The organism is Vibrio sp. CDRSL-10 TSBA (genome assembly GCA_039696685.1).
Classification (GTDB): domain Bacteria; phylum Pseudomonadota; class Gammaproteobacteria; order Enterobacterales; family Vibrionaceae; genus Vibrio.
Genome location: CP155566.1, coordinates 1019858 through 1039917, shown reverse-complemented (window position 1 = coordinate 1039917; position 20060 = coordinate 1019858). Strand labels below are relative to the sequence as shown.

Below are 20060 nucleotides of genomic sequence, written 5' to 3'. Positions count from 1 at the left end.
TACGCAACACTGATCTTACCACTCGTTAAACAGGGGGTGCTTTGTTAGAAGCGCCCCTTTTTATTGGCTAAGATTTCGCTATAATCCGCGCTCTGTTCCCTACAATAAGTGGTTTCCCCCATGACAAGAAAACATATCTATATCGCTTACACCGGCGGTACAATCGGTATGAAGAAATCCGATCATGGCTACGTGCCAGTCGCTGGCTTTATGGAAAAGCAGTTGGCTGCCATGCCTGAGTTCCATCGTCCGGAAATGCCGGAATTCACCGTGCATGAATACGATCCGCTGATCGATTCATCAGATATGACCCCGCAGGATTGGCAGAAAATTGCCGATGACATCCGTGAAAACTACGAAAAATATGATGGTTTCGTGATCCTGCATGGTACCGATACAATGGCATATACAGCGTCTGCGCTGTCGTTTATGCTGGAGAATCTGGGCAAACCTGTCATCGTCACCGGCTCACAAATCCCGCTGGCTGAGCTGCGCTCTGACGGTCAGGCGAATCTGCTGAATGCGCTGCACATCGCGGCCAACTACCCGATCAACGAAGTAACCCTGTTTTTCAATAACCAGTTGATGCGCGGTAACCGCAGTACTAAATCCCACGCGGATGGTTTCAATGCCTTCACCTCACCAAACCTGCCGCCTCTTTTGGAAGCCGGTATCAATATTCAGGTCAGCAACAACGTCAAACTGGACGTCAAACCTGAAGGTGACTTCCGCGTGCAGAACATCACACCACAGCCGGTTGGCGTGATTACCATGTACCCGGGTATCTCCCATGAAGTGATTCGTAACACCCTGCTGCAGCCGGTTAATGCGATGATCCTGCTGACCTTTGGTGTGGGTAACGCCCCGCAAAACAAAGAACTGCTGGCTCAGCTGCATGATGCCTCTGAACGCGGCGTGATCGTGGTGAACCTGACTCAATGTCTGGCCGGTAAAGTCAACATGGGTGGCTACGCCACCGGTTGTGCTCTGGCCGATGCGGGGGTAATCAGCGGTTTTGATATGACGCCTGAAGCGGCACTGGCGAAACTGCACTATCTGCTCAGCCAGAATCTTTCTTACGAGGAAGTGAAAAACCAGATGCAGCAGGTGCTGCGCGGTGAGATGAGTTTGTAATTAGAACGACAGTGTTACAAGCCAGGCCCTAGTTTCCTAGGGCCTGAACCCTGCTACTCTTGGTTGGGATTCACCCGAACGATATCTTCCTGCCCCTGTTGAAAACGCTTTTTCAACTCCGCCTTAGACTTAAACATCATCTCGCCACCGGCACTGATACTCATGTGATCCGCATCTTTGTTGTGCTTAGATTGATACAACATCACAGCTTGCATACAGTAATCTCGCTGCTCCGGAGAAAGTGGTGTACCCTCAGGCCACTTACCCGTTTCCACTGCGAATACCAAGCGTTCATACGCTTCGGGAGTGATGGCATCGATTAATTGATTAGCATCCATGATGATTTCCTACTTACTACTGTGTGATGAATTACGTGCTTGGGTCACAGTAACGACCTGGCGTATTCAGTCAAGATTAGCTAAATAAATAAGTGTATCGGATCACAAGCCATAATTATGAACAACGTCAAAACTCTAGTTATCTTATCTTTGCCCCTGATCCTGAGCGGTTGTTTTGAAAATCGTAAGAACACCGACAAACTGTGTGCGGACAATCCGGGGCTGCGCTGTGAACTGCTTAATGTCGATGACGGCCAGTGCCGTGTGCCGCGCACCGATCTGATTTGGCAGCGTTTTGAAGTTCTGAAAAACCCCAGCGTCGACAATAAAATTCACGAGTACCAGCTGGTCAGTGAATATCGTAAATGCCTCGAACTGGCCGCACAGATTTTGCCTATCGACCAAACCGAACTGAAACAAAAACGTTTCTCCGCTCTGATACACAGTGGTGACGAACAACAGCGTCTGGTGGATGAACTGCACCAGATGCGTACGCCGCAATCCCTCTATTTTCTCTGGAGCCAGACCGGCGATAATCAGGCGCGACGCGAGTTTTTGCAGATGGAAGGCAATCCGGAACTGGATACCGCAGAAATGCAGTACGCGCTCGCAACCTTCTACACCAGCCGGGATCGCGAGAAAACCATCCAACTACTTAACCGGGCGCTGGAACTCACCAAAGGACAGCCGGTCAATACCGAGATATTCAAATCTCTCGCCAGCACCTATCAGGTTCTCAACGACAAAGAACACGCCTATGTGTGGGCAATGGTGGGTAAAGAGTATGGCGTCCCTCTGGCTTCGAAGGCAGAGCTGGACTTATTGTATGGATTTGGTGACGAGAAATTTGAACGGCTGGAGAATGTCGCGGCTGAAGTTGTCACTGCAATTAAAGCCGGCCAGTTTCTCCAGCCATATGGTTCCTAACTCATTGGAATAATGTAACCTTTAAACATCCAATGGCGCAGAATGGCGTCGCTTAGTTACTTTTGTTGAAAATTAACGACACCGAATTGACACAGTAACGTTCCCCGGTCGTCTTCGGACCATCGGGGAAAACATGCCCCAAATGGCTGTCACAGGCTGCACAACGAATCTCCGTTCTGCTCATTCCGTGACTATGATCATCTAAATATCGGATAGCACTGTCATGCGCTGGCGCATCAAAACTCGGCCAGCCACAGCCGGAATCGTATTTGTTCCCTGAGTGAAACAATGTGGCTTCACAGCAGGTACAGTTATACAGACCGGTGTCCTTATTGTGCAGTAACTTACCGCTGAATGGCGGCTCGGTTCCCTGCATTCGACATACGTAGTACTGCTCCTCGTTCAGGCGCTCACGCCAGTATTCATCAGGCTTCTCGACGGTTTCAACTTTTGGATTCACGTTGTTTTTCTTCCTTATACACTACCTAGTTATGTGCTTTTTTTAGATAAAAACTTGCGCGTGGCGCGCTTTGTGGCACATACTTTCTCACCATAACATGGCGCGCTTTCTATTTGTAAGCGACCGACGATAATTTAGGGATTTTACGTCAATTTGGTAGAGGACTCGCAGAGTCCAGTCTAAAAAATAGTCATTTGCAACCTAATGTTAAAAAAAGCGGTGCTTTTTTTTGACTTTAAACAAGTTAAGTCGGATTATCTGTTGCAGATGTTTACTGGATTTTGTAATTTTACTACCAGTTATCTTTAATCAGAAATTAAGTTGTGGAGCAACTATAATGACTATCAAAGTAGGTATTAACGGTTTTGGCCGTATTGGCCGTTTCGTTTTCCGTGCAGCACAAGAACGTAATGACATCGAAGTTGTAGGTATCAACGACCTGATCGACGTAGATTACATGGCATACATGCTGAAGTACGACTCAACTCACGGCCGTTTCAACGGTACTGTTGAAGTTGAAGGTGGTAACCTGATCGTAAACGGCAAAACTGTACGTGTAACTGCAGAACGCAACCCAGAAGACCTGAAATGGGACGCAATCGGTGTTGACGTAGTTGCAGAAGCAACTGGTCTGTTCCTGACTGACGAGACTGCACGTAAGCACATCACTGCTGGTGCGAAGAAAGTTGTTCTGACTGGTCCTTCTAAAGACGCAACTCCAATGTTCGTTAACGGTGTAAACTTCGAAACTTACGCTGGTCAAGACATCGTTTCTAACGCTTCTTGTACTACTAACTGTCTTGCACCTATCGCTAAAGTACTGAACGACAAGTTCGGTATCGAATCAGGTCTGATGACTACTGTTCACGCAACTACTGCTACTCAGAAAACTGTTGACGGTCCTTCTGCGAAAGACTGGCGCGGTGGTCGTGGTGCTTCTCAGAACATCATCCCATCTTCAACTGGCGCAGCTAAAGCAGTAGGCGTTGTACTTCCAGAAGTAAACGGCAAACTGACTGGTATGGCTTTCCGCGTACCAACTGCTAACGTTTCTGTAGTTGACCTGACTGTTAACCTGGTTAACGGTGCTTCTTACGAAGACATCTGTAAAGCAATGAAAGAAGCTTCTGAAGGCGAACTGAAAGGCGTTCTTGGTTACACTGAAGACCAAGTTGTTTCTCAAGACTTCATCGGCGAAACTTGCACTTCAGTATTCGATGCTAAAGCTGGTATCGCACTGACTGACAAATTCGTTAAAGTTGTATCTTGGTACGACAACGAAATCGGTTACTCAAACAAAGTTCTTGACCTGATCGCTCACATCTCTAAGTAATGTAAGCATTAGCGATAAGCTTGTCTTTGAAAGATAAGACGTGAAGAAAGGCGGCTCTCGAGTCGCCTTTTTTGTCTCTGATTTTTGCCGGGATACCAATAGATTCCGTGATTGATGCACTAATCTATATCAATCAAAACACTAATTTGCATCAATTAGTACGCTGAGTTATACCAATTGATACACTGAGCGATGAGCCGTTGTGCACCGTGCGCAGCCAATGACCTTGCGAGCTTATGACATTACAGTTCGCCAAATTCAGGAGCGTTACTTATGGATTTACACTCTCTGCCTGCCCTTACTGTCCTTTCCGATTGCGTGACCATTATCGAACATGACCAGGTAAAAATGGTGCGCATCATCCACGATAAAGCTACTGCGGCGATTGCGCTGCACGGCGGTCACGTGGTCTCTTTCCAACCTGCGGGTCAAGATGACCTGATTTGGATGAGTGACGCCGCTCTGTTTGATGGTAAAGCCGCATTGCGAGGCGGGATCCCGGTGTGCTGTCCATGGTTTGGCCGTCTGGCAGCGCCGGCCCACGGCTTTGCCCGTACCAGTGAATGGCAGTTGCTCGAACATCGTGAAAATGAGCATGGCGTTATCCTTGTCCTTGGCCTGTCTGACAGCGAAACCACTCAGGCTATCTGGCCGTACCAATTTAATTTGCGCCTTGAAGTCGAAGTCACAGAGCAGCTCAAGGTCAGCCTGCAAGTCACCAACCAGGACGAGAAAGCCTGGACGTTCTCGGGTGCCCTGCACACCTACCTCAATGTCGGCGATGTACGCCAGGTAAAAACCACTGGCATGGGCAGAGAATATATCGACAGCCTGCAAGATGCCAAGGTATGTCAGGGCGGGGAGACTCTGGTTCTGACCGATACGATTGACCGCGTTTATACTCAACCGGCTTTGCAGATCGAAGTGCAGGATCCGCTGCTGGATCGCTCTTTAGTGGTGGAAAACAGCGGACACAACTCTGCGGTTTCTGTGGAACCCGTGGGCACAAGGTGCAGCTGCCATGGCCGATATGACCGATGATGGCTACCAAACCATGCTGTGTGTCGAATCCGCCCTGCACTCGCCTTGCCTGTCCGCAGGCCAGACTCTGCAGCCTGGCGAAAGCCATACTCTGACAACCACAATTTCAGTGCGCTGATTGTCCGTTTCACAGGCCAGATTGTCTGTTTCAGAGGGCTGGTTCTTAGTTAGCACATGTTATAGTTGGTGCCTGTTAACAAAAGCCAGAGGACAGCACACGCTGTCCTTTTTATCGCTTGCTCTTCTGGCTATTCCCGATTGAATTATCCCAATCATTCCGGCCTGAATTGGTATAGAATGAGCGCTTTGATTTTTTCAGCCGAGATGACCATGTCTTATCAGTGTCCCCTTTGTCAGCACTCTTTGCAGCTAACCGACCGTACTTACACCTGTGATAACCGCCATCAGTTCGATATGGCGAAAGAGGGCTATGTTAACCTCATGCCGGTTCAGCACAAGCGTTCCAAAGATCCGGGTGACAACAAGGAGATGATGCAGGCAAGACGCCGTTTTCTCGAAGCCGGACACTATCATCCGATGCGTGCGGAAGTCGCGCGTTTATGCGCCGAAGCTCTGCAAGGCAGCGAACACCAGCTGCTCGACATCGGTTGCGGCGAAGGTTACTACACAACCTTTGTGGCTGACACACTGCTTGCTCAATCGGCGCAAGCGCAAGTACACGGGCTGGATATCTCTAAAATCGCGATTCGTTACGCCGCCAAACGCTATCATAACTGCCAGTTCGTGGTTGCCTCCAGCCACCGACTGCCGTTTGCAGACCAGTCACTGGACGCCATTCTGCGTATTTACGCCCCGTGCAAAGCTGAAGAGCTGCAACGCTGCGTGAAATACAACGGCGTGGTCATCACCGTAACCCCGGCAGGCCGCCACCTGTACCAGTTTAAGCAAGGCATCTATCAGGATGTTCGTCTGCATGAAGAAGAACCTGAGCAGATCGATGGCTTTGTGCTGGAAACCCAGCAAAAGCTTAATTACCCGATGACGCTGAATGGCGAGCAAGCCTTTGATCTGCTGCAAATGACACCGTTTGCCTGGCGCGCCAGTGAAGCATTCAAAGCAGAAGTGAAAGCGGCGACGCAGTTTGAGTGTGAAGCCGACTTTATGATTCGCGTCTACCGGAAAACAGTGTCGTAATTCGCTGCACTTCCCCGTGCTTCGGCAGTGCTATCAATTGACACTGAAAGTCCTGTTCATTGGCTCTGCGAGTGCTTTCAATTCGGTCTGGGAAACGGCACCTTTAGTTCAGCAGTTGCAGCGCGCAACATGCTCTTCATCTCAGCTTCGCGTGGTCGGTTTGCAATTCGTTGCGGACTCACTCACCATGCAGTGAACCTGAACGGAGAGTTTGCGATGCGCGCTATTATTTGTCTGTTGACCAGTATGATAATGCTAGGCTGTACCTCGGCCCGGCCTGTCCAGCATTTTTATGATTATCAACTGGCTACGCCGCACGGCAAGCCTCTCAACCTGACGCCGCTTCCCGCAACCTTGGCAAGCGCTGACGTGATACTGGTTGGCGAATGGCACACCCACCCTGGTATCCATCGTTTCCAAACGGATTTGTTACATCATCTGCTGCAGCAGAAACGACCGGTTGCCCTGTCGATGGAACAATTTGATCGCTCCGCTCAACCGATACTCAATCAGTATCTGCGCGGTGACATCGGCGAACAATATCTCATCAAACAAGCGCAAGCCTGGCCGAATTACCCAAGTGACTACCGTCCTCTGGTCGAGCTGGCCAAACAGTATCAGGCTCCTGTCATCGCTGCCAATGCACCGAAAAATATTGTGCGCTGTATCGGGCGGCAGGGTCCTGAATACCTCGATCGTCTGGACAGCACGCAGAGAGCCTGGGTCGCCCGCGAGGCAGACCGCTCTGATTCACCTTATAAGCAGCGCTTTGTGGCCTCGATGCACCATGGCACAGAGCAGCAAAACGAACGTCAGTTTGCCGCACAAATCACCTGGGACGAAACCATGGCAGAAAGTATCAGCGATTATCTGCTTCACCACCCTGGACATCAGGTAATGCATATTGCCGGACTGTTTCACACTCAGCAGGGGCTAGGTATTGCCGCGGCACTAACGCGCCGCCTGCCGGATATCCGTATCCTCATTATCACGCCGGTGAGCGAGATCAAAGCCGACGACAGCGACTATCAGCTACAGGTGTTAGCGCCACCAGCACGTTACGTCCAGCCAGAGCATCAACGCCAGGCCTTTCAAGCTTTAGCCCAACGTAACGATGATCTGCAATGCATCCCTTAAGGCTCACTTCAAATGAAGCCACTACTTATGGCGTGTATCTCTCGTGGTTAAGGCACATTCTTTGCTTATTGAAGTCATTATGACCCCAGCGGCAATCTGAGAAAAAAGTGCAAAAGTTTTTCCTCGCCCTGTCGATAATATGACTGTAGCAAGATTAAGGAGAGATGTATGAATCCAGTAGGTGTAGGCGCAGCGCAGCTGCACACTACTCAGACGGTGAAATCTCAGGCTCCGGTAAACACCGAAACCAAGGCTGAAAACCAGTCAGCCGCACCGCTCAAGGTAGAACAAAATAAAGTGACTTTATCTGATGAAGGTAAAGCACTGCTGGCTGCTCTGAAAGATATTGAACAGGGTGAAACGCCGGACATCAAAGACAAATCGCTTGGCGATAAAGTCGAGTCTTTCACCTACGGAGCTCTGGGCATGGACCGTCCCGACGATGTAAAGAAAGATGATGACACCTCCTACTCGGCAGGGAAATATCTTTCTGCAGCGGCTACAGTTGGCAGCTTGCTTCTTTTGCTGGCATAAAGATAAATTTACTCGCATAACCAGTGCTCGCATAACAAGTGATTGGCGTATCGGGCCGGAGCATGGAGAAACTGACTCCATCATTGACTCCGCCCTAATCGCCAGTGACTGAGCTTACTTTTCTGTTAATAAGCAGACACGTCGGTTAACCGTTAATAAGTACACTTCCGTTAAATCAGTACACTCCCGTTAATAGTACGAAGAATGGCACAGTGAAATAACAGCGTGGGCAATTTATTGCCCACCGACTCTATTTTAATAATAACGAAAGCCCACCCCTCCTAACGGAAAATTTATTTCCGTACGGTAAAAAGGCCCGTAAAATATTCACTACCCAATAAGAACAACAGACACTAATTAAGAAAAACCTTAATTAAATCTACGCACTTTGCACACTAAATACGCTAATTAATAACAATACAAATAAGTACAATAATTAAGCTATTTATTGCACTTTACCGTACTATTAATAGTAAAATCGTTATTCACAGACAGCACAAATATCATCAATACTATCAGTAATAAGCCATGAAATGATTACATTACTTCGTAAATCCACTGGATAAATGATTAATTAATAATTAATTCATTCATTATCCGGAAGTAATGTAACGATTGTATAATAAAACCAAATTAAGACATGGACATTATTATTCATGTAATCTAACTTGCGCACTTCAACAAACCAAGGAGTATTATAATGAAATCTTTTTCTAAAGTTGCAAAATTAACGTTGGTTGGTGCTGCGTTGGCTATTCTTGCTGGTTGTACTGGTACTACTTACAACAAAGAGAAAAACTGCTCAGAAGATTACCTAATCCACCCTGCGATTTCTATCCCTTCAGTAATCGGAGCTTGTGACTCAGTTAATAAATAACGGTCACTATACGCTGATTTTGCAAAAACCCGCTCTCAAAGCGGGTTTTTCTGTTTACGGCTCATTCTCCTATCAACATGCCCGAACGGCGACTCAACTTCCACGCTTTGTACCTCACTCCTGCGCGTGACCACCGCTAGGGTAAACTTGATCCCATCACACCACTCTTATATGTTACCTGTCTGAAACTTAAACCAGCCTGACTATCCGCTTTGCTTGGCGCACGACAGGTCTACTCAGGATAACTATCATGCACATCAACGCCGACTTTACTCTGCCTGTATTCATCAGTACCCAACAATATCAATGGGTATTGTCGACCCAATCCGGCGTCGAGCGCATGATGCTGGACAGAATCGGAGCGGAAAAAGCCCGCGCCACCAGCATAGTAAAATACGCACCGGAATCTGTCTTTCCGCAACATGCCCATCCCGGCGGAGAAGAAATTCTGGTTCTGAGCGGTACCTTTTCTGATCAGAGCGGGGATTACCCGGCAGGTTGGTATCTGAGAAACCCGCCCGGGACCGCGCACAGCCCGCATAGCAAATCAGGGGCAACCATCTTTGTAAAATTATGGCAAATGGGCGCCGCAGACACTGAGACAGTGCGTATCAATACTCACGATGAGCAGAACTGGCAACAGCACTCTGACAGGCAGATCTGCCCGTTATACAGCAACGGTAACGAGACGGTGAGCGTACAAAAAATCACTGCGCAGCAATGCATTTTCACTGCGCCGGGCGCTGCCGCCGAGCTTTTGATCCTGCAAGGAAGTATCGACAACGCCGGTAAACAGTATCCCGCAGGCAGTTGGATCCGCCTGCCTGCAGGAGAGTACCCGCCGCTCAAGTCAGGCTCCGATGGCGTCACCTTTTATTTGAAAAGTGGAGATTTCCCCAATATTGATTTTGCCACTAATAAATAATAGCGAGCTTCCCCACTTTATATCCACACTATTAGTAAGTGTTAGTTAAATCGACTAAGTCCGGTCAGCCCACCGTACGTAAATAAAATTTACGGAAACAAAGATTACGTAAACGGATTGCTAAATTTAAGTGGTCTAATTTGATCGGGATGGTCACAGGCATACACTTTTTCTGTACACAAATAGCAACGTGTATAACTAAAACTCCGGCAGTTAACTTAATCTATTGCCAATATAAATATAATAAAACCTCTCATAACCCTACATTATGTCTTTGTTATCATTGTCGTTTCAGCGTTTCTGCAACCAGATCACGGCTTGACGGATTCAGCGAATACCTTTGATAACGGTCAACTAATAAGCAGACTCTGCTACACTCATTATTGCTATATCAATAACTATTCATCGGGTAAATAACTTCTGACCGGTTTCATCAATCCGTTACGTGATTCAATTTGCCCGGAGATTACAGAAGCAGCCTATTGATACAGCAAAAATAGTTCAGCACTTCATCATTATTATTCTAAAAAAACATATCAATGTTAGGAATCAATGGAAGCTATGAATAAAAAATCTCCCCACCTGGAGACATCGGCTCAACAGATGTCACGCAGGAAACTACTCAAAGGGGTGGCGTCAATCGGCTTACTTTCGCTTGTTGCTCCGCTGCCTCTGAGCGTACTGGCTCAGGAATCGGCTCCGACCGACCCAATCACTCTTTTCACTCTCGTTTCAGAACGGCTGACCGAACGCCAGGGGCTTTCCCCTATCCTCTCGGAACGTTTTTTCCAGGCACTGCAAGACCGTACCCCGGAGTTTGAATCCAGACTCAAATCTCTGGTGAAAGAGATGGCGCAAATCGAGACTCAACTTTTGACCACCACTCTGACTCCGGCCGCACAGCAAACTGCCAAATCCATCATCTCAGCCTGGTACACCGGTATTGTTGGTAGCGGACTTGATGCTCAGGTCATCACTTACCGCCACGCGCTGCAGTTTACCGCTGTTGATGATGTATTGGAGATCCGTTCTTACTGCCCTAACAAGCCCGGATTCTGGGCCGCTAAACCAATCGAGAGGAAAGCATAATGACCACCACCCAACAAGCCGATGTCGTCGTTGTAGGTTCCGGCGTTGCGGGCGGACTGGTTGCGCACCAGCTGGCGCTGGCCGGTAAATCCGTCATCATTCTCGAAGCCGGTCCGCGTTACTCGCGCGGCGAAATTGTCGAACGTTTCCGTAATCAGCCGGACAAGATGGACTTCATGGCGCCGTATCCGTCGACTCCCTATGCCCCTCACCCGGAATTTAATCCGGATAACGGCTATCTGGTGCAAAAGGGCGAACAGGCCTATGACGCGCAGTATATCCGTGCGGTCGGTGGTACGACCTGGCACTGGGCCGGTTCGGCCTGGCGTTTTATTCCGTCCGACTTCAAACTGAAATCGATTTACGGTGTCGGTCGCGACTGGCCGCTGGAATACAAAGATCTTGAGCTTTGGTATCAGCGCGCTGAGGAAGAACTCGGTGTGTGGGGACCAGGCGATGAAGAGCTGGGCTCTCCGCGTTTCCAAGCCATATCCGATGGCTCCGCTGCCGATCTCCTACAACGAGAAAGTGATTAAAGATCGCCTCAATGAAAACGGCTTTTATGTCGTCACTGAGCCGGTTGCGCGTAACAGTCGCCCGTATGACAACCGCCCGACCTGCTGCGGTAACAACAACTGTATGCCTATCTGCCCGATTGGTGCGATGTACAACGGTATTACCCACGTCGAAAAAGCCGAAGCCGCCGGTGCCAGACTGATCGATAAAGCCGTGGTGTACAAAATTGAAAAAGGCGCCGACAACCGTATTGTTGCCGTCCATTACAAGACGCCCGACGGTGAATCAGTCAAAGTTGAAGGGAAATACTTTGTTCTGGCCGCCAACGGAATCGAAACACCAAAACTGATGCTGATGTCCGATGTGGGTAACAGCTCAGACATGGTGGGCCGTAACCTGATGGACCACCCGGGTACCGGTATCCGTTTCTTTGCTGACGAGAAATTGTGGCCAGGCCGCGGCGCGCAGGAGATGACGTCCATTATCGGCTGGCGTGACGGTGACTTCCGTTCTGAATACGCGGGTAAGAAAATTCACCTGTCGAACATGTCTCGTACCGACCAAATGACCCAAGAGCTCCTGGCTCAGGATCGCCTGATCCTGGGTAATGTGCTGGATAATGAGATCCGTGATAAAGCGGCGCGCTACGTTCAGTTCGACAGTTTCCATGAACTGCTGCCGCATCCGGAAAACCGCATTGTTGCCAGCCGCTCAAAAGATGCGATGGGTATTGCCAAACCTGAGTTCTACTACGCGATTGATGACTACGTAAAACGCAGTGCGGTTCACACCCGTGAAGCTTACACCAAGATTGCTCAGCTGATGGGAGGGACTGAAATCCAGTACAGCGATGACTTCTCTAACAACCAGCACATCTGTGGCACTGTCATCATGGGTGACAACCCGAAAGACAGCGTGGTGGATAAAGATTGTCGTACTCACGACCACGATAACCTATTTATCGCCAGCTCAGGCACCATGCCAACGGTGGGTACGGTGAACTGTACGCTGACCATCGCCGCATTGTCGCTGCGTATTGCAGCTACGCTGAACAAGGAGGTGTAAGTCATGACACTGAAACGGTTAATCCTGTCAGTGATTGCACTGGCTGTTATCGTCTTTGGCCTGATTGTCACTGGTATCTGGGGGCCGAGCGGCCACAACCCGGCACAGGAGCAGCAAGTACACACCACGCAAACGCCATCAGGCATGAGCCGTGGCGAGTACGTGGCAAAAATGTCTGACTGTACCGCCTGTCACACCACCGAGAAAGACAAACCTTTCGCCGGCGGTCTGGGCATGCCACTGCCAATCGGTACACTGTATTCGACCAACATCACGCCGGATAAAGAGACCGGTATTGGTAACTATTCGCTCGACGACTTCAAACGCCTACTGCGTGAAGGGGTGCGTAAAGATGGCGGTCATCTGTATCCGGCCATGCCGTATACCGAGTACACCAAACTGTCCGACAGCGATATTGCCGCCATGTATGATTACTTCATGAACTCGGTACAACCGGTCAAACAGGCCAACCGATCGAATGATATTCCTGCGCTGCTGTCAATGCGCTGGCCGCTGGCAATCTGGAACTGGATGTTCCACGAGCAAGGCGCTTACCAGACTCAGCCGGACAAAGGCGCAGAGTGGAACCGTGGGGCGTACCTGGTGCAAGGTTCAACCCACTGCGGTACCTGTCACACCCCGCGCGGCGTCGCAATGCAGACCACAGCCAATGATGAAACCGAAACCGGCTTCCTGTCAGGCTCTGATCTGGCCGGCTGGCATGCATTCAACATCAGCAATGATAACGCCAATGGTCTGGGTGACTGGAGCACTGAAGAGATTGTTCAGTACCTGAAAACCGGTTCGGTGGCTGGCAAGGCTCAGGCCGCAGGCCCGATGGCTGAAGCGGTGGAAAACAGCTTCCGTTTCCTGACGGATGATGACCTGAACGCTATCGCGGTTTACCTGCGCTCAGTACCGGGCGTATCTGAGGGCAGCACATCACGCTATGCACAGGGCGAAGCGTCGGCTCAGGATCTGCAACTGCGCGGCCTGCCAATCGAAACTGCGCGTGAAGAGATGCCGGGCGAATACCTCTACATGGCTAACTGCAGCACCTGTCACGATGCGGACGGCAGTGGCTCTCCGGATGGTTACTACCCGTCGGTGTATCACAACAGCGTGGTCGGCAGCGAGAAAAGCGGCAACCTGATCCAAGTCGTGCTACACGGCGTGAAACGCCACACCAATGACGGTGAAGTGTTTATGCCCGCCTTCGGCCAGCATCTGTCTGATGACCAAATCGCGACGCTGGTTAACTTCCTGACCGATACTTATGGTCAGGGCAACGCTCAGGTTGGGCCACAAGATGTCGCCAAACTGCGCGCCACTGCCGAGTAAGCGCCCGGTCGTTAAGTGAAAGCCAGTAAGTGAATAGGGAGCAGATGTCTGCTCCCTTTTTTTGTCAGCGTGTATTCACAGTAATGATGTCGTGCAATCAGTCTGTGATTCAACTGCCTTCAATCTTTGGGAATTGACTCTTCAGCCTGCGCCTCTTCCAGCCAGCGGTACAAGGTCCGGCGCGTTACGCCGAGGATCTGCGCCGCCTGCGCTTTGTTACCCTGGGTCTTTTGCATCACGTAGTGCACATAGTCTTGCTGCAGCGATAACAGCGGAGGCATCGCCTCAGACGATAAGCCCTCGAATACATTTTTCAACGCAGAATCCTGCGACTGGCGCATACGTTGCGGCAGATGTTCCGGCATGATCTCTTCACCATCACAAAATACCGCGGCACGTTTCTATCGCGTTTTGCAGTTCGCGCACATTACCGGGAAAACCGTAATTAAGCAGGAGTCGCCATGCCGCCTGACTGAGTTGATGTGCCTGCGTTTTACCTTTTTGCTGTTGCTGAGTCATAAAGTAACGGGTGAGCAGTGCGATGTCATCGCCGCGCTGGCGAAGCGGAGGCACCTGCAGGGTGAAAGTTTCCAGCCGGAAAAACAGGTCTTCACGGAATTGATTCTCAGCCACCATGGCTTCGGGATCGCGGTGAGTGGCAGCGATAATGCGTACATCAACCGCCACTTCTTTATCACTGCCCACCGGACGCACCGTGCCCTCCTGCAATACCCGCAGCAGTTTCGCTTGCAACGCAAGCGGCATTTCACCAATTTCATCCAACAGCAGCGTACCGCCGTGCGCTTCACGCAACAGGCCCTGCCGAGATTTACCCGCTCCGGTATAAGCCCCGGCCGCATGCCCGAAAAACTCGCTTTCTAACAGTTCATTGGGAATACCGGCACAGTTCACCGCCAGAAACGGCCCTTGCTTGCGCTCACTCTGCTGATGAATCGCTTTCGCCACCAGCTCTTTACCGGTGCCACTCTCACCCAGCACCAGCACCGGACTGTCAGCCCGCGCAACCTGTTCGATATTTTTAAACAGGCTTTGCATCACGGTGCTTTCACCCAATATGCCGTGAAACCGACGTCCGCCGACGCTTTCTTTTAACTGACGATGCTCAAGTAAGCGGCGGACCGTTAACAGGCAGTGGTCCATATCAAACGGTTTGGTCAAAAAGTCATCCGCCCCGGCTTTGAGCGCCTGCACGGCCTGATCGACCGAGCCAAACGCAGTGATCAGCAGCATCGCCGGCGCGTGGTTCATCGCCTTCACCACCGGCAGCAGGGTGATACCGTTACGACCCGGCAGACGCAGATCAGAAATCACCAAATCAATATTGGTCGTGGCCAGAAGTGGCTCGGCGGCTTCTACACAATCGACCACCGCAACCTGATAGCCCTCGGCTTCCAGCTCTTCACACAACAATTCCGCCAGATCGGCATCATCTTCCACTAATAAAATATTCATGCTCTCACTTCCTCAGGAAAACTCAGTGACACTTGCAGGCCGCCAGCCTGAGCATGGCTTAACCGCAACTCACCGTGATGATCGCTCACGATGTTATGCACAATCGCCAGGCCTAACCCTGTGCCCTGCCCTTTGGGTTTGGTGGTAAAAAACGGCTCCAACAGCTGCTGGGGGTCGAGTTCAGCGTCAATACCGGCGCCATCATCCCACACCGACAGACACCAGCCATCCGTATCGCTCTGATAACTCACGCCGACCTGAGAAACGGCGGCCTGACAGGCATTACGCAATAAATTCACCAGCAGCAGTTCAAAGCGGGCCGGATCAACCGTAACACTGGCCTCAACCGGGATATCCAATGTAATTTGCGGGGGCTCTGAGGCCAGTTCATGTTTGATTGAATCCACCGCAGCCTGCACCGATTCGCGCAGCTCAATCGCTTCACGCTGTGCGCCGCTGCGTGAAAAATCCAGCAGTTGATGGACAATTCGGGTCAGGCGCTGCACCTGACCACGAATGGCGTTGAGTTCATGCTCGGCGGACTCATCCTGATTATGCCGGCTTAGCCGACGTGCCCGGCCATCAATCACATTGAGCGGTGCGCCAAGTTCATGCGCAATACCACTGACTAAACGCCCCAGAGCGGCCATCCGCTCCTGACGTTCCAACTGCTGGTTTAAAGTCGCTTCCTGTTGGCAGTGCGCGGCAATCGCCTTCTGGGCCTGCTCCATATCATCCAGCATCTGGTTAAACGCCTCAGCAATCATGCCCAGCTCAGTGGCACTCGATTGCGGCGCCCGCACTCCCAGCTGACCGCGGCCCACATCCGCCATCACGTTGGTTAAATTCGCCACCTGACGGCCGACCGCCTGCCGATAGCCGAGCAGCACAATACCCAGCGTCAGCAAACCCACCACGCCCCAGCAGCCCCAGGCCCAGAAAATAATGCGGTCCATGGTGGCAGAGAAATCACTAGCGCGGCGGGTCACTTCCACCATGCTGGATATCTTGCCGGTTTCATCAGTCACCGGCACAAAATGGGAAAACACCCGGCGCCCGGCCTGATGCTGATAGGCATCGCCATCCTGACCGACGCGCACCAGCTGCTCGGCCAACGGGTTATCAGTACTGTCTTCCTGGCCGGCAATACCGGCAGCTGCGATACGCTGACCATCTTCGTTATAAACCGAGGCGCCATACACCTGACCGAGAGAGAACACCGCATCCAGCGTACGCCGAACCGTGGCTAAATCCCCCTGATTAATCGCTTCACCGATGGGCACCCGGATCGCGCGCGCGATCAATTTAATATCGTCTTTGAGCTTACGCGTCTGCTGCTCAGCCATGTAATGGGTGCCAATCCCTATCGAGGCTCCGGATAGCGCCCATAACGGCACAAACACCAACAGCAATATGCGCATGGTTAAGGTCATGCGATATTTTTTCTTCACAAGTGCCTCCGTATCCGTGTTTATTCAGCTCACCCCGCCTCACGCGAGTGTATATTTTTGTCACAACCAACAGATTCAACCGTATCACAAGTAAACATTACGGCTCACAATACGCAGGTCAAATCCATGTCAAAACTACAATTAATTCAATATAAACAATTAGATATATATAGATTTAAAAAGTTGGCAAGGTTCTCGCAATAGTTAGAGCGAATCACATAAAACGGAAGGAAGTTCTATTATGCGCAAACTAACCATGACCGCCCTGATGACTGCAATGCTAGCCTCTGTCACTGCCACCTCAGCATTTGCTGCCCAAGAGGGACAGGCACAGCAGCAACAACAGCAAGCTGCTGCACCGCAGCAAGCTCAACCAATTGAAGTTAACGACGAGCAACTGGAGCAGTTTGCCGAGGCTCAGGCATCCGTGAATGAGATCCGTGTTGACGCGATGACCAAGCTGAAAAACAGTGAAGATCCAAAAGAAGCACAAGAGATTCAGCAGCAGGCCAACCAGGAGATGGTTGACGCCGTGCAGGACACCGGTTTGTCCGTGGAAGATTACAACCTGATCGCGCGTGCCGTGCAGAACGACACCTCACTGCAATCGCGCTTACAACAGATGAGCGAAGGTTAATGACCGGGCGGCGTACCTTCGGGTACGCCATTTTCTTTTCCTCTCTTAGCTTTGCCCGTTGAGCAAAATCCGGCTACAACAGTGTCACCCCGGCACTCACTAAGCAATGCTGCCGCCACTACACAATAACTCTGATAAAAAACGGGTTGTTTTTCCGATATGCAACTCTGTATTTAATGATAAAATTTGTGTTCGCGTAAAGTCCGGACAAATTGGAATCATTTCTTTTGAGCTCAGCAAATCCCGAATATCCGCCGCTCGTCTCTGAGTTGGGGCCCTTTCAGATCTTCACTCTGTTCCTGTCGATATATGTTCTGCTGGAATTATTAGTCGAAAGCGCGTTTACCCTGCCATCCGACACTCTTGAGATACTGCATTTTACCGACAATATCGTCTGCCTGTTTTTTCTGGCTGACTTCTGTATTCGCTTTAAGGCAGCAGACAGTAAAATGCGCTTTATGAAATGGGGCTGGATCGATCTGCTCTCCAGTATCCCGATGCTGGATACTTTTCGCTATGGCCGAATCGTGCGCGTAGTGCAGGTCCTGCGTATTCTCAGAGCCGTACGTTCAACCAAATTCATTATCGGCTTCTTATTTCGCAATAAAATGCACGGCACCTTCACGCTGGTTTCTCTGGTGTCGATTCTGCTGGTGATCTTCGGTGCCGTCGCGATGTTGCAGCTCGAAAAAGGCATGCCCGGCTCCAACATTCACAACGCCAACGAAGCCATCTGGTGGGCGTTCGTCACCATCACCACGGTCGGTTACGGCGATTATTATCCAGTGACTTTCGAAGGGCGAATTGTCGCAGCTGTGCTGATGACCGGCGGCGTCGGCCTGTTCGGTGCCTTTACCGGCTTTGTCGCATCCTGGTTTCTGGAAGAAGATCAGGAAGACCAAGGTAAACACATCATTAATAACCTGCGCGATGAGATCCAAGATTTGAAAAGTGATATTGCCGAACTGAAAGCGCTGATCGAGAAAAATAATGGCGGGACTTGAGAAGGATGACAATACTCTGAGTTGATCGATCAATTCATAACCAAAACCTTAAGCCCAATATCGCGAGTCATTCACATTTAGCCCTTATAGGGCATGCAATAACTATTGATAAACAAGACATAGTGATATGCTTATGCAATCGATCCGATAAGAATTTTCAAAACATACATGAACATAGCCACTGTGAGGCAATCACATTCAACGCTTACCAAGCAAAAAGTTGGATGTGATATTTGCTGACGGCACAGTAGAAGTAACAGAAAAAGACATCAAAGTGGTTGGCCGCATAGCGGTGACACCGACGATAGAAAAATATTAAGTAGTTGGCAAGGAGAGTGACAATGGAATTGTTGGTTTTAGGTTTAATAGTTTTTGCTATCTATTGGGTTCGCAAATCAAAGAAAACAATGCATGACCCCGATAAGGTCGAGGTAACACCCAGTAAAAAGGCTGCACCAGCACCTACCACAAAAGTTACACCGCAAAAATCAATCGCGCCTGAAGCTGCCGAAGTTGAAACACTCACACCACGTAGAGAAAAAGCGCTCTATAACCTAGCCAATAAAATTCTAGAAGATGACATTGTTGATCTAGAAGAATCTAAAAAGCTTCGTGCATGGTTTAAGCGCTACCCTGAATCGAAAGAAGACCCAAAAACTAAAGAGCTGGCGGCAACTGTTGAACTTTACCTAGAAGACAAAGTACTCGACAACGATGAAGCTCTTCATCTATTCGTCCTTCTAACCGATTTCTGTGATGGGGTCGAGGAACGCGAACAAGCCAACGAAAAGCCGAAGAAGAAACCAGCTCCAACATCCGGAAAGCGAATCAATATAGAGAAATCATCCGGATTATCGTTTCTTAATGAGCTAGAACCAGGCGCCCAATACTTTATGAACTACAAGGACGCTGCAGGGAAAGTATCTGATCGCGAGATTGTTTTAAGAAAAATTGAGCAGAACGCCAGTGGCGATACATACGTCAAAGCTTTCTGTTTGATGAGGAATTCTATTCGCACGTTCAGAGCAGACCGAATCACTGGTATCTGCAATGTAGAGACTGGTGAGGCGTTGGTTTAGTAGATGCTAGGCACGGTACCTGATTGATATCGACGGCACGCTGTCGATCAACCACATCCAACGCTTACCAGGTAAAAAGCTGACTGTGGTTTTGGTAACACCACTGTTGAAGTGGCGGAAGAAGATATCAAGATTATTGGCCGCGTGGCGGTGCCTTTGAAGAGAGAGTAAAACTTACTTAAATTGATTTCTGAGTTAATTATGGCATTTTCTTGGCGTTGTCCATATTGTGATCAACACGAAACTATTACCACAGACCAGATTTCAACAGACCGGCACACTTTCAATAACAACAAAACTGGGGATACACTGCGATTAGGAACTCAAGTCGTTATGCGTACAAATGCATAATGTCGTGAATTTACTATTTCTTCTTTTCTTGGGCGTGACGATTCATATAACTCGTCAAACATAATCAACAAGTTAATGTCTTGGTCACTGAAGCCCCAATCTTCCGCTAAACCGCTTCCAGGGAAGCGGTGATTGAAGTTGCAAAGCAAAAGCAGGAAGCTAAGCACAATACAAAAGTTGAAGAATAACCCTA

General features: G+C 49.8%; 20 protein-coding genes and 2 pseudogenes. 17 read left to right on the top strand and 5 right to left on the bottom strand.

Annotation, left to right across the window (positions count from 1 at the left end; genetic code table 11):
- The first annotated feature begins 120 nt into the window (after positions 1-120).
- Positions 121-1134, top strand: coding sequence for an asparaginase (gene ansA / locus ABDK09_12310; protein ID XAW90235.1), 1014 nt, complete (start codon positions 121-123; stop codon positions 1132-1134).
- A 53-nt stretch (positions 1135-1187) separates the two neighbouring features.
- On the opposite strand, the gene ABDK09_12305 is transcribed toward ansA, so the two are convergent.
- A complete protein-coding gene (locus ABDK09_12305; GenBank protein ID XAW90234.1) occupies positions 1188-1472 on the bottom strand; it encodes a DUF1315 family protein in 285 nt (94 codons plus the stop codon).
- Between the two features lie 117 nt (positions 1473-1589).
- On the opposite strand from ABDK09_12305, the gene ABDK09_12300 reads away from it, so the two are divergent.
- Positions 1590-2399: a DUF2989 domain-containing protein gene (locus ABDK09_12300; GenBank protein XAW90233.1), complete on the top strand. Its 810-nt coding sequence runs from the start codon at positions 1590-1592 to the stop codon at positions 2397-2399.
- Between the two features lie 52 nt (positions 2400-2451).
- On the opposite strand, the gene msrB is transcribed toward ABDK09_12300, so the two are convergent.
- A complete protein-coding gene (gene msrB, locus ABDK09_12295; GenBank protein ID XAW90232.1) occupies positions 2452-2859 on the bottom strand; it encodes a peptide-methionine (R)-S-oxide reductase MsrB in 408 nt (135 codons plus the stop codon).
- 337 nt (positions 2860-3196) lie between these two features.
- Between msrB and gap the strand changes: the two genes are divergently transcribed.
- The 11 genes and pseudogenes from gap to ABDK09_12240 all read left to right on the top strand — a co-directional run bounded on the left by gap (position 3197) and on the right by ABDK09_12240 (position 13872).
- Entirely contained in the window at positions 3197-4192 is a 996-nt protein-coding gene (gene gap / locus ABDK09_12290) for a type I glyceraldehyde-3-phosphate dehydrogenase (protein ID XAW90231.1), read from the top strand.
- 273 nt (positions 4193-4465) lie between these two features.
- Positions 4466-5351: pseudogene (locus ABDK09_12285) on the top strand (D-hexose-6-phosphate mutarotase).
- 212 nt (positions 5352-5563) lie between these two features.
- Entirely contained in the window at positions 5564-6388 is an 825-nt protein-coding gene (gene rlmA / locus ABDK09_12280; GenBank protein XAW90733.1) for a 23S rRNA (guanine(745)-N(1))-methyltransferase, read from the top strand.
- A gap of 216 nt (positions 6389-6604) precedes the next feature.
- The gene (locus ABDK09_12275; GenBank protein XAW90230.1) at positions 6605-7525 is read left to right on the top strand and encodes a ChaN family lipoprotein; all 921 of its coding nucleotides are present in this window, start codon (positions 6605-6607) and stop codon (positions 7523-7525) included.
- A 168-nt stretch (positions 7526-7693) separates the two neighbouring features.
- Positions 7694-8059, top strand: coding sequence for a hypothetical protein (locus ABDK09_12270; protein ID XAW90229.1), 366 nt, complete (start codon positions 7694-7696; stop codon positions 8057-8059).
- 700 nt (positions 8060-8759) lie between these two features.
- Positions 8760-8936, top strand: a complete 177-nt coding sequence (locus ABDK09_12265; protein ID XAW90228.1) for a DUF4223 family protein — start codon at positions 8760-8762, stop codon at positions 8934-8936.
- A 250-nt stretch (positions 8937-9186) separates the two neighbouring features.
- Positions 9187-9861 carry a cupin domain-containing protein gene (locus tag ABDK09_12260; protein XAW90227.1) on the top strand — a complete coding sequence of 225 codons (675 nt, stop codon included), beginning with the start codon at positions 9187-9189 and terminating at the stop codon, positions 9859-9861.
- Between the two features lie 561 nt (positions 9862-10422).
- Positions 10423-10950 carry a sugar dehydrogenase complex small subunit gene (locus ABDK09_12255; protein ID XAW90226.1) on the top strand — a complete coding sequence of 176 codons (528 nt, stop codon included), beginning with the start codon at positions 10423-10425 and terminating at the stop codon, positions 10948-10950.
- On the top strand, positions 10950-11486 hold the full coding sequence (locus tag ABDK09_12250; GenBank protein XAW90225.1) for an FAD-binding protein: 537 nt from the start codon (positions 10950-10952) through the stop codon (positions 11484-11486). Before ABDK09_12255 ends, ABDK09_12250 begins: the two co-directional genes overlap by 1 nt.
- The gene (locus tag ABDK09_12245) at positions 11407-12531 is read left to right on the top strand and encodes a GMC family oxidoreductase (protein ID XAW90224.1); all 1125 of its coding nucleotides are present in this window, start codon (positions 11407-11409) and stop codon (positions 12529-12531) included. Before ABDK09_12250 ends, ABDK09_12245 begins: the two co-directional genes overlap by 80 nt.
- A gap of 3 nt (positions 12532-12534) precedes the next feature.
- Positions 12535-13872 (top strand): cytochrome c, encoded by a 1338-nt coding sequence (locus ABDK09_12240; GenBank protein XAW90223.1) that lies wholly within the window; start codon positions 12535-12537, stop codon positions 13870-13872.
- Between the two features lie 119 nt (positions 13873-13991).
- Here the strand turns inward: ABDK09_12240 and ABDK09_12235 are convergent, their stop codons facing one another.
- From ABDK09_12235 to ABDK09_12225, 3 genes are read right to left on the bottom strand one after another with little or no spacing between them, the layout of a single operon-like run.
- Positions 13992-14237, bottom strand: coding sequence for a helix-turn-helix domain-containing protein (locus ABDK09_12235; GenBank protein XAW90222.1), 246 nt, complete (start codon positions 14235-14237; stop codon positions 13992-13994).
- A 13-nt stretch (positions 14238-14250) separates the two neighbouring features.
- The gene (locus ABDK09_12230) at positions 14251-15345 is read right to left on the bottom strand and encodes a sigma-54 dependent transcriptional regulator (GenBank protein XAW90221.1); all 1095 of its coding nucleotides are present in this window, start codon (positions 15343-15345) and stop codon (positions 14251-14253) included.
- Positions 15342-16796, bottom strand: a complete 1455-nt coding sequence (locus tag ABDK09_12225) for a HAMP domain-containing sensor histidine kinase (GenBank protein ID XAW90220.1) — start codon at positions 16794-16796, stop codon at positions 15342-15344. Before ABDK09_12225 ends, ABDK09_12230 begins: the two co-directional genes overlap by 4 nt.
- A 241-nt stretch (positions 16797-17037) precedes the next feature.
- Here ABDK09_12225 and ABDK09_12220 point away from each other — a divergent pair, with 241 nt between their 5' ends.
- The 4 genes and pseudogenes from ABDK09_12220 to ABDK09_12205 all read left to right on the top strand — a co-directional run bounded on the left by ABDK09_12220 (position 17038) and on the right by ABDK09_12205 (position 19687).
- A complete protein-coding gene (locus tag ABDK09_12220) occupies positions 17038-17433 on the top strand; it encodes a DUF4168 domain-containing protein (protein ID XAW90219.1) in 396 nt (131 codons plus the stop codon).
- A gap of 227 nt (positions 17434-17660) precedes the next feature.
- Entirely contained in the window at positions 17661-18437 is a 777-nt protein-coding gene (locus ABDK09_12215; protein XAW90218.1) for an ion transporter, read from the top strand.
- 341 nt (positions 18438-18778) lie between these two features.
- On the top strand, positions 18779-19516 hold the full coding sequence (locus tag ABDK09_12210; GenBank protein ID XAW90217.1) for a hypothetical protein: 738 nt from the start codon (positions 18779-18781) through the stop codon (positions 19514-19516).
- 16 nt (positions 19517-19532) lie between these two features.
- A pseudogene (locus tag ABDK09_12205) lies at positions 19533-19687 on the top strand (bacteriocin).
- The last annotated feature ends 373 nt before the right edge of the window (positions 19688-20060 follow it).

Coding starts and splice junctions, on each gene's coding strand:
- gap (XAW90231.1), top strand. CDS start 3,197: ATGACTATCAAAGTAGGTATTAACGGTTTTGGCCGTATTGGCCGTTTC.
- rlmA (XAW90733.1), top strand. CDS start 5,564: ATGTCTTATCAGTGTCCCCTTTGTCAGCACTCTTTGCAGCTAACCGAC.
- ABDK09_12305 (XAW90234.1), bottom strand. CDS start 1,472: ATGGATGCTAATCAATTAATCGATGCCATCACTCCCGAAGCGTATGAA.
- ABDK09_12240 (XAW90223.1), top strand. CDS start 12,535: ATGACACTGAAACGGTTAATCCTGTCAGTGATTGCACTGGCTGTTATC.
- ABDK09_12210 (XAW90217.1), top strand. CDS start 18,779: ATGGAATTGTTGGTTTTAGGTTTAATAGTTTTTGCTATCTATTGGGTT.
- ABDK09_12300 (XAW90233.1), top strand. CDS start 1,590: ATGAACAACGTCAAAACTCTAGTTATCTTATCTTTGCCCCTGATCCTG.
- ABDK09_12265 (XAW90228.1), top strand. CDS start 8,760: ATGAAATCTTTTTCTAAAGTTGCAAAATTAACGTTGGTTGGTGCTGCG.
- ABDK09_12245 (XAW90224.1), top strand. CDS start 11,407: ATGAAGAGCTGGGCTCTCCGCGTTTCCAAGCCATATCCGATGGCTCCG.
- ABDK09_12275 (XAW90230.1), top strand. CDS start 6,605: ATGCGCGCTATTATTTGTCTGTTGACCAGTATGATAATGCTAGGCTGT.
- ansA (XAW90235.1), top strand. CDS start 121: ATGACAAGAAAACATATCTATATCGCTTACACCGGCGGTACAATCGGT.
- ABDK09_12235 (XAW90222.1), bottom strand. CDS start 14,237: ATGCCGGAACATCTGCCGCAACGTATGCGCCAGTCGCAGGATTCTGCG.
- ABDK09_12260 (XAW90227.1), top strand. CDS start 9,187: ATGCACATCAACGCCGACTTTACTCTGCCTGTATTCATCAGTACCCAA.
- ABDK09_12250 (XAW90225.1), top strand. CDS start 10,950: ATGACCACCACCCAACAAGCCGATGTCGTCGTTGTAGGTTCCGGCGTT.
- ABDK09_12270 (XAW90229.1), top strand. CDS start 7,694: ATGAATCCAGTAGGTGTAGGCGCAGCGCAGCTGCACACTACTCAGACG.
- ABDK09_12230 (XAW90221.1), bottom strand. CDS start 15,345: ATGAATATTTTATTAGTGGAAGATGATGCCGATCTGGCGGAATTGTTG.
- ABDK09_12255 (XAW90226.1), top strand. CDS start 10,423: ATGAATAAAAAATCTCCCCACCTGGAGACATCGGCTCAACAGATGTCA.
- ABDK09_12220 (XAW90219.1), top strand. CDS start 17,038: ATGCGCAAACTAACCATGACCGCCCTGATGACTGCAATGCTAGCCTCT.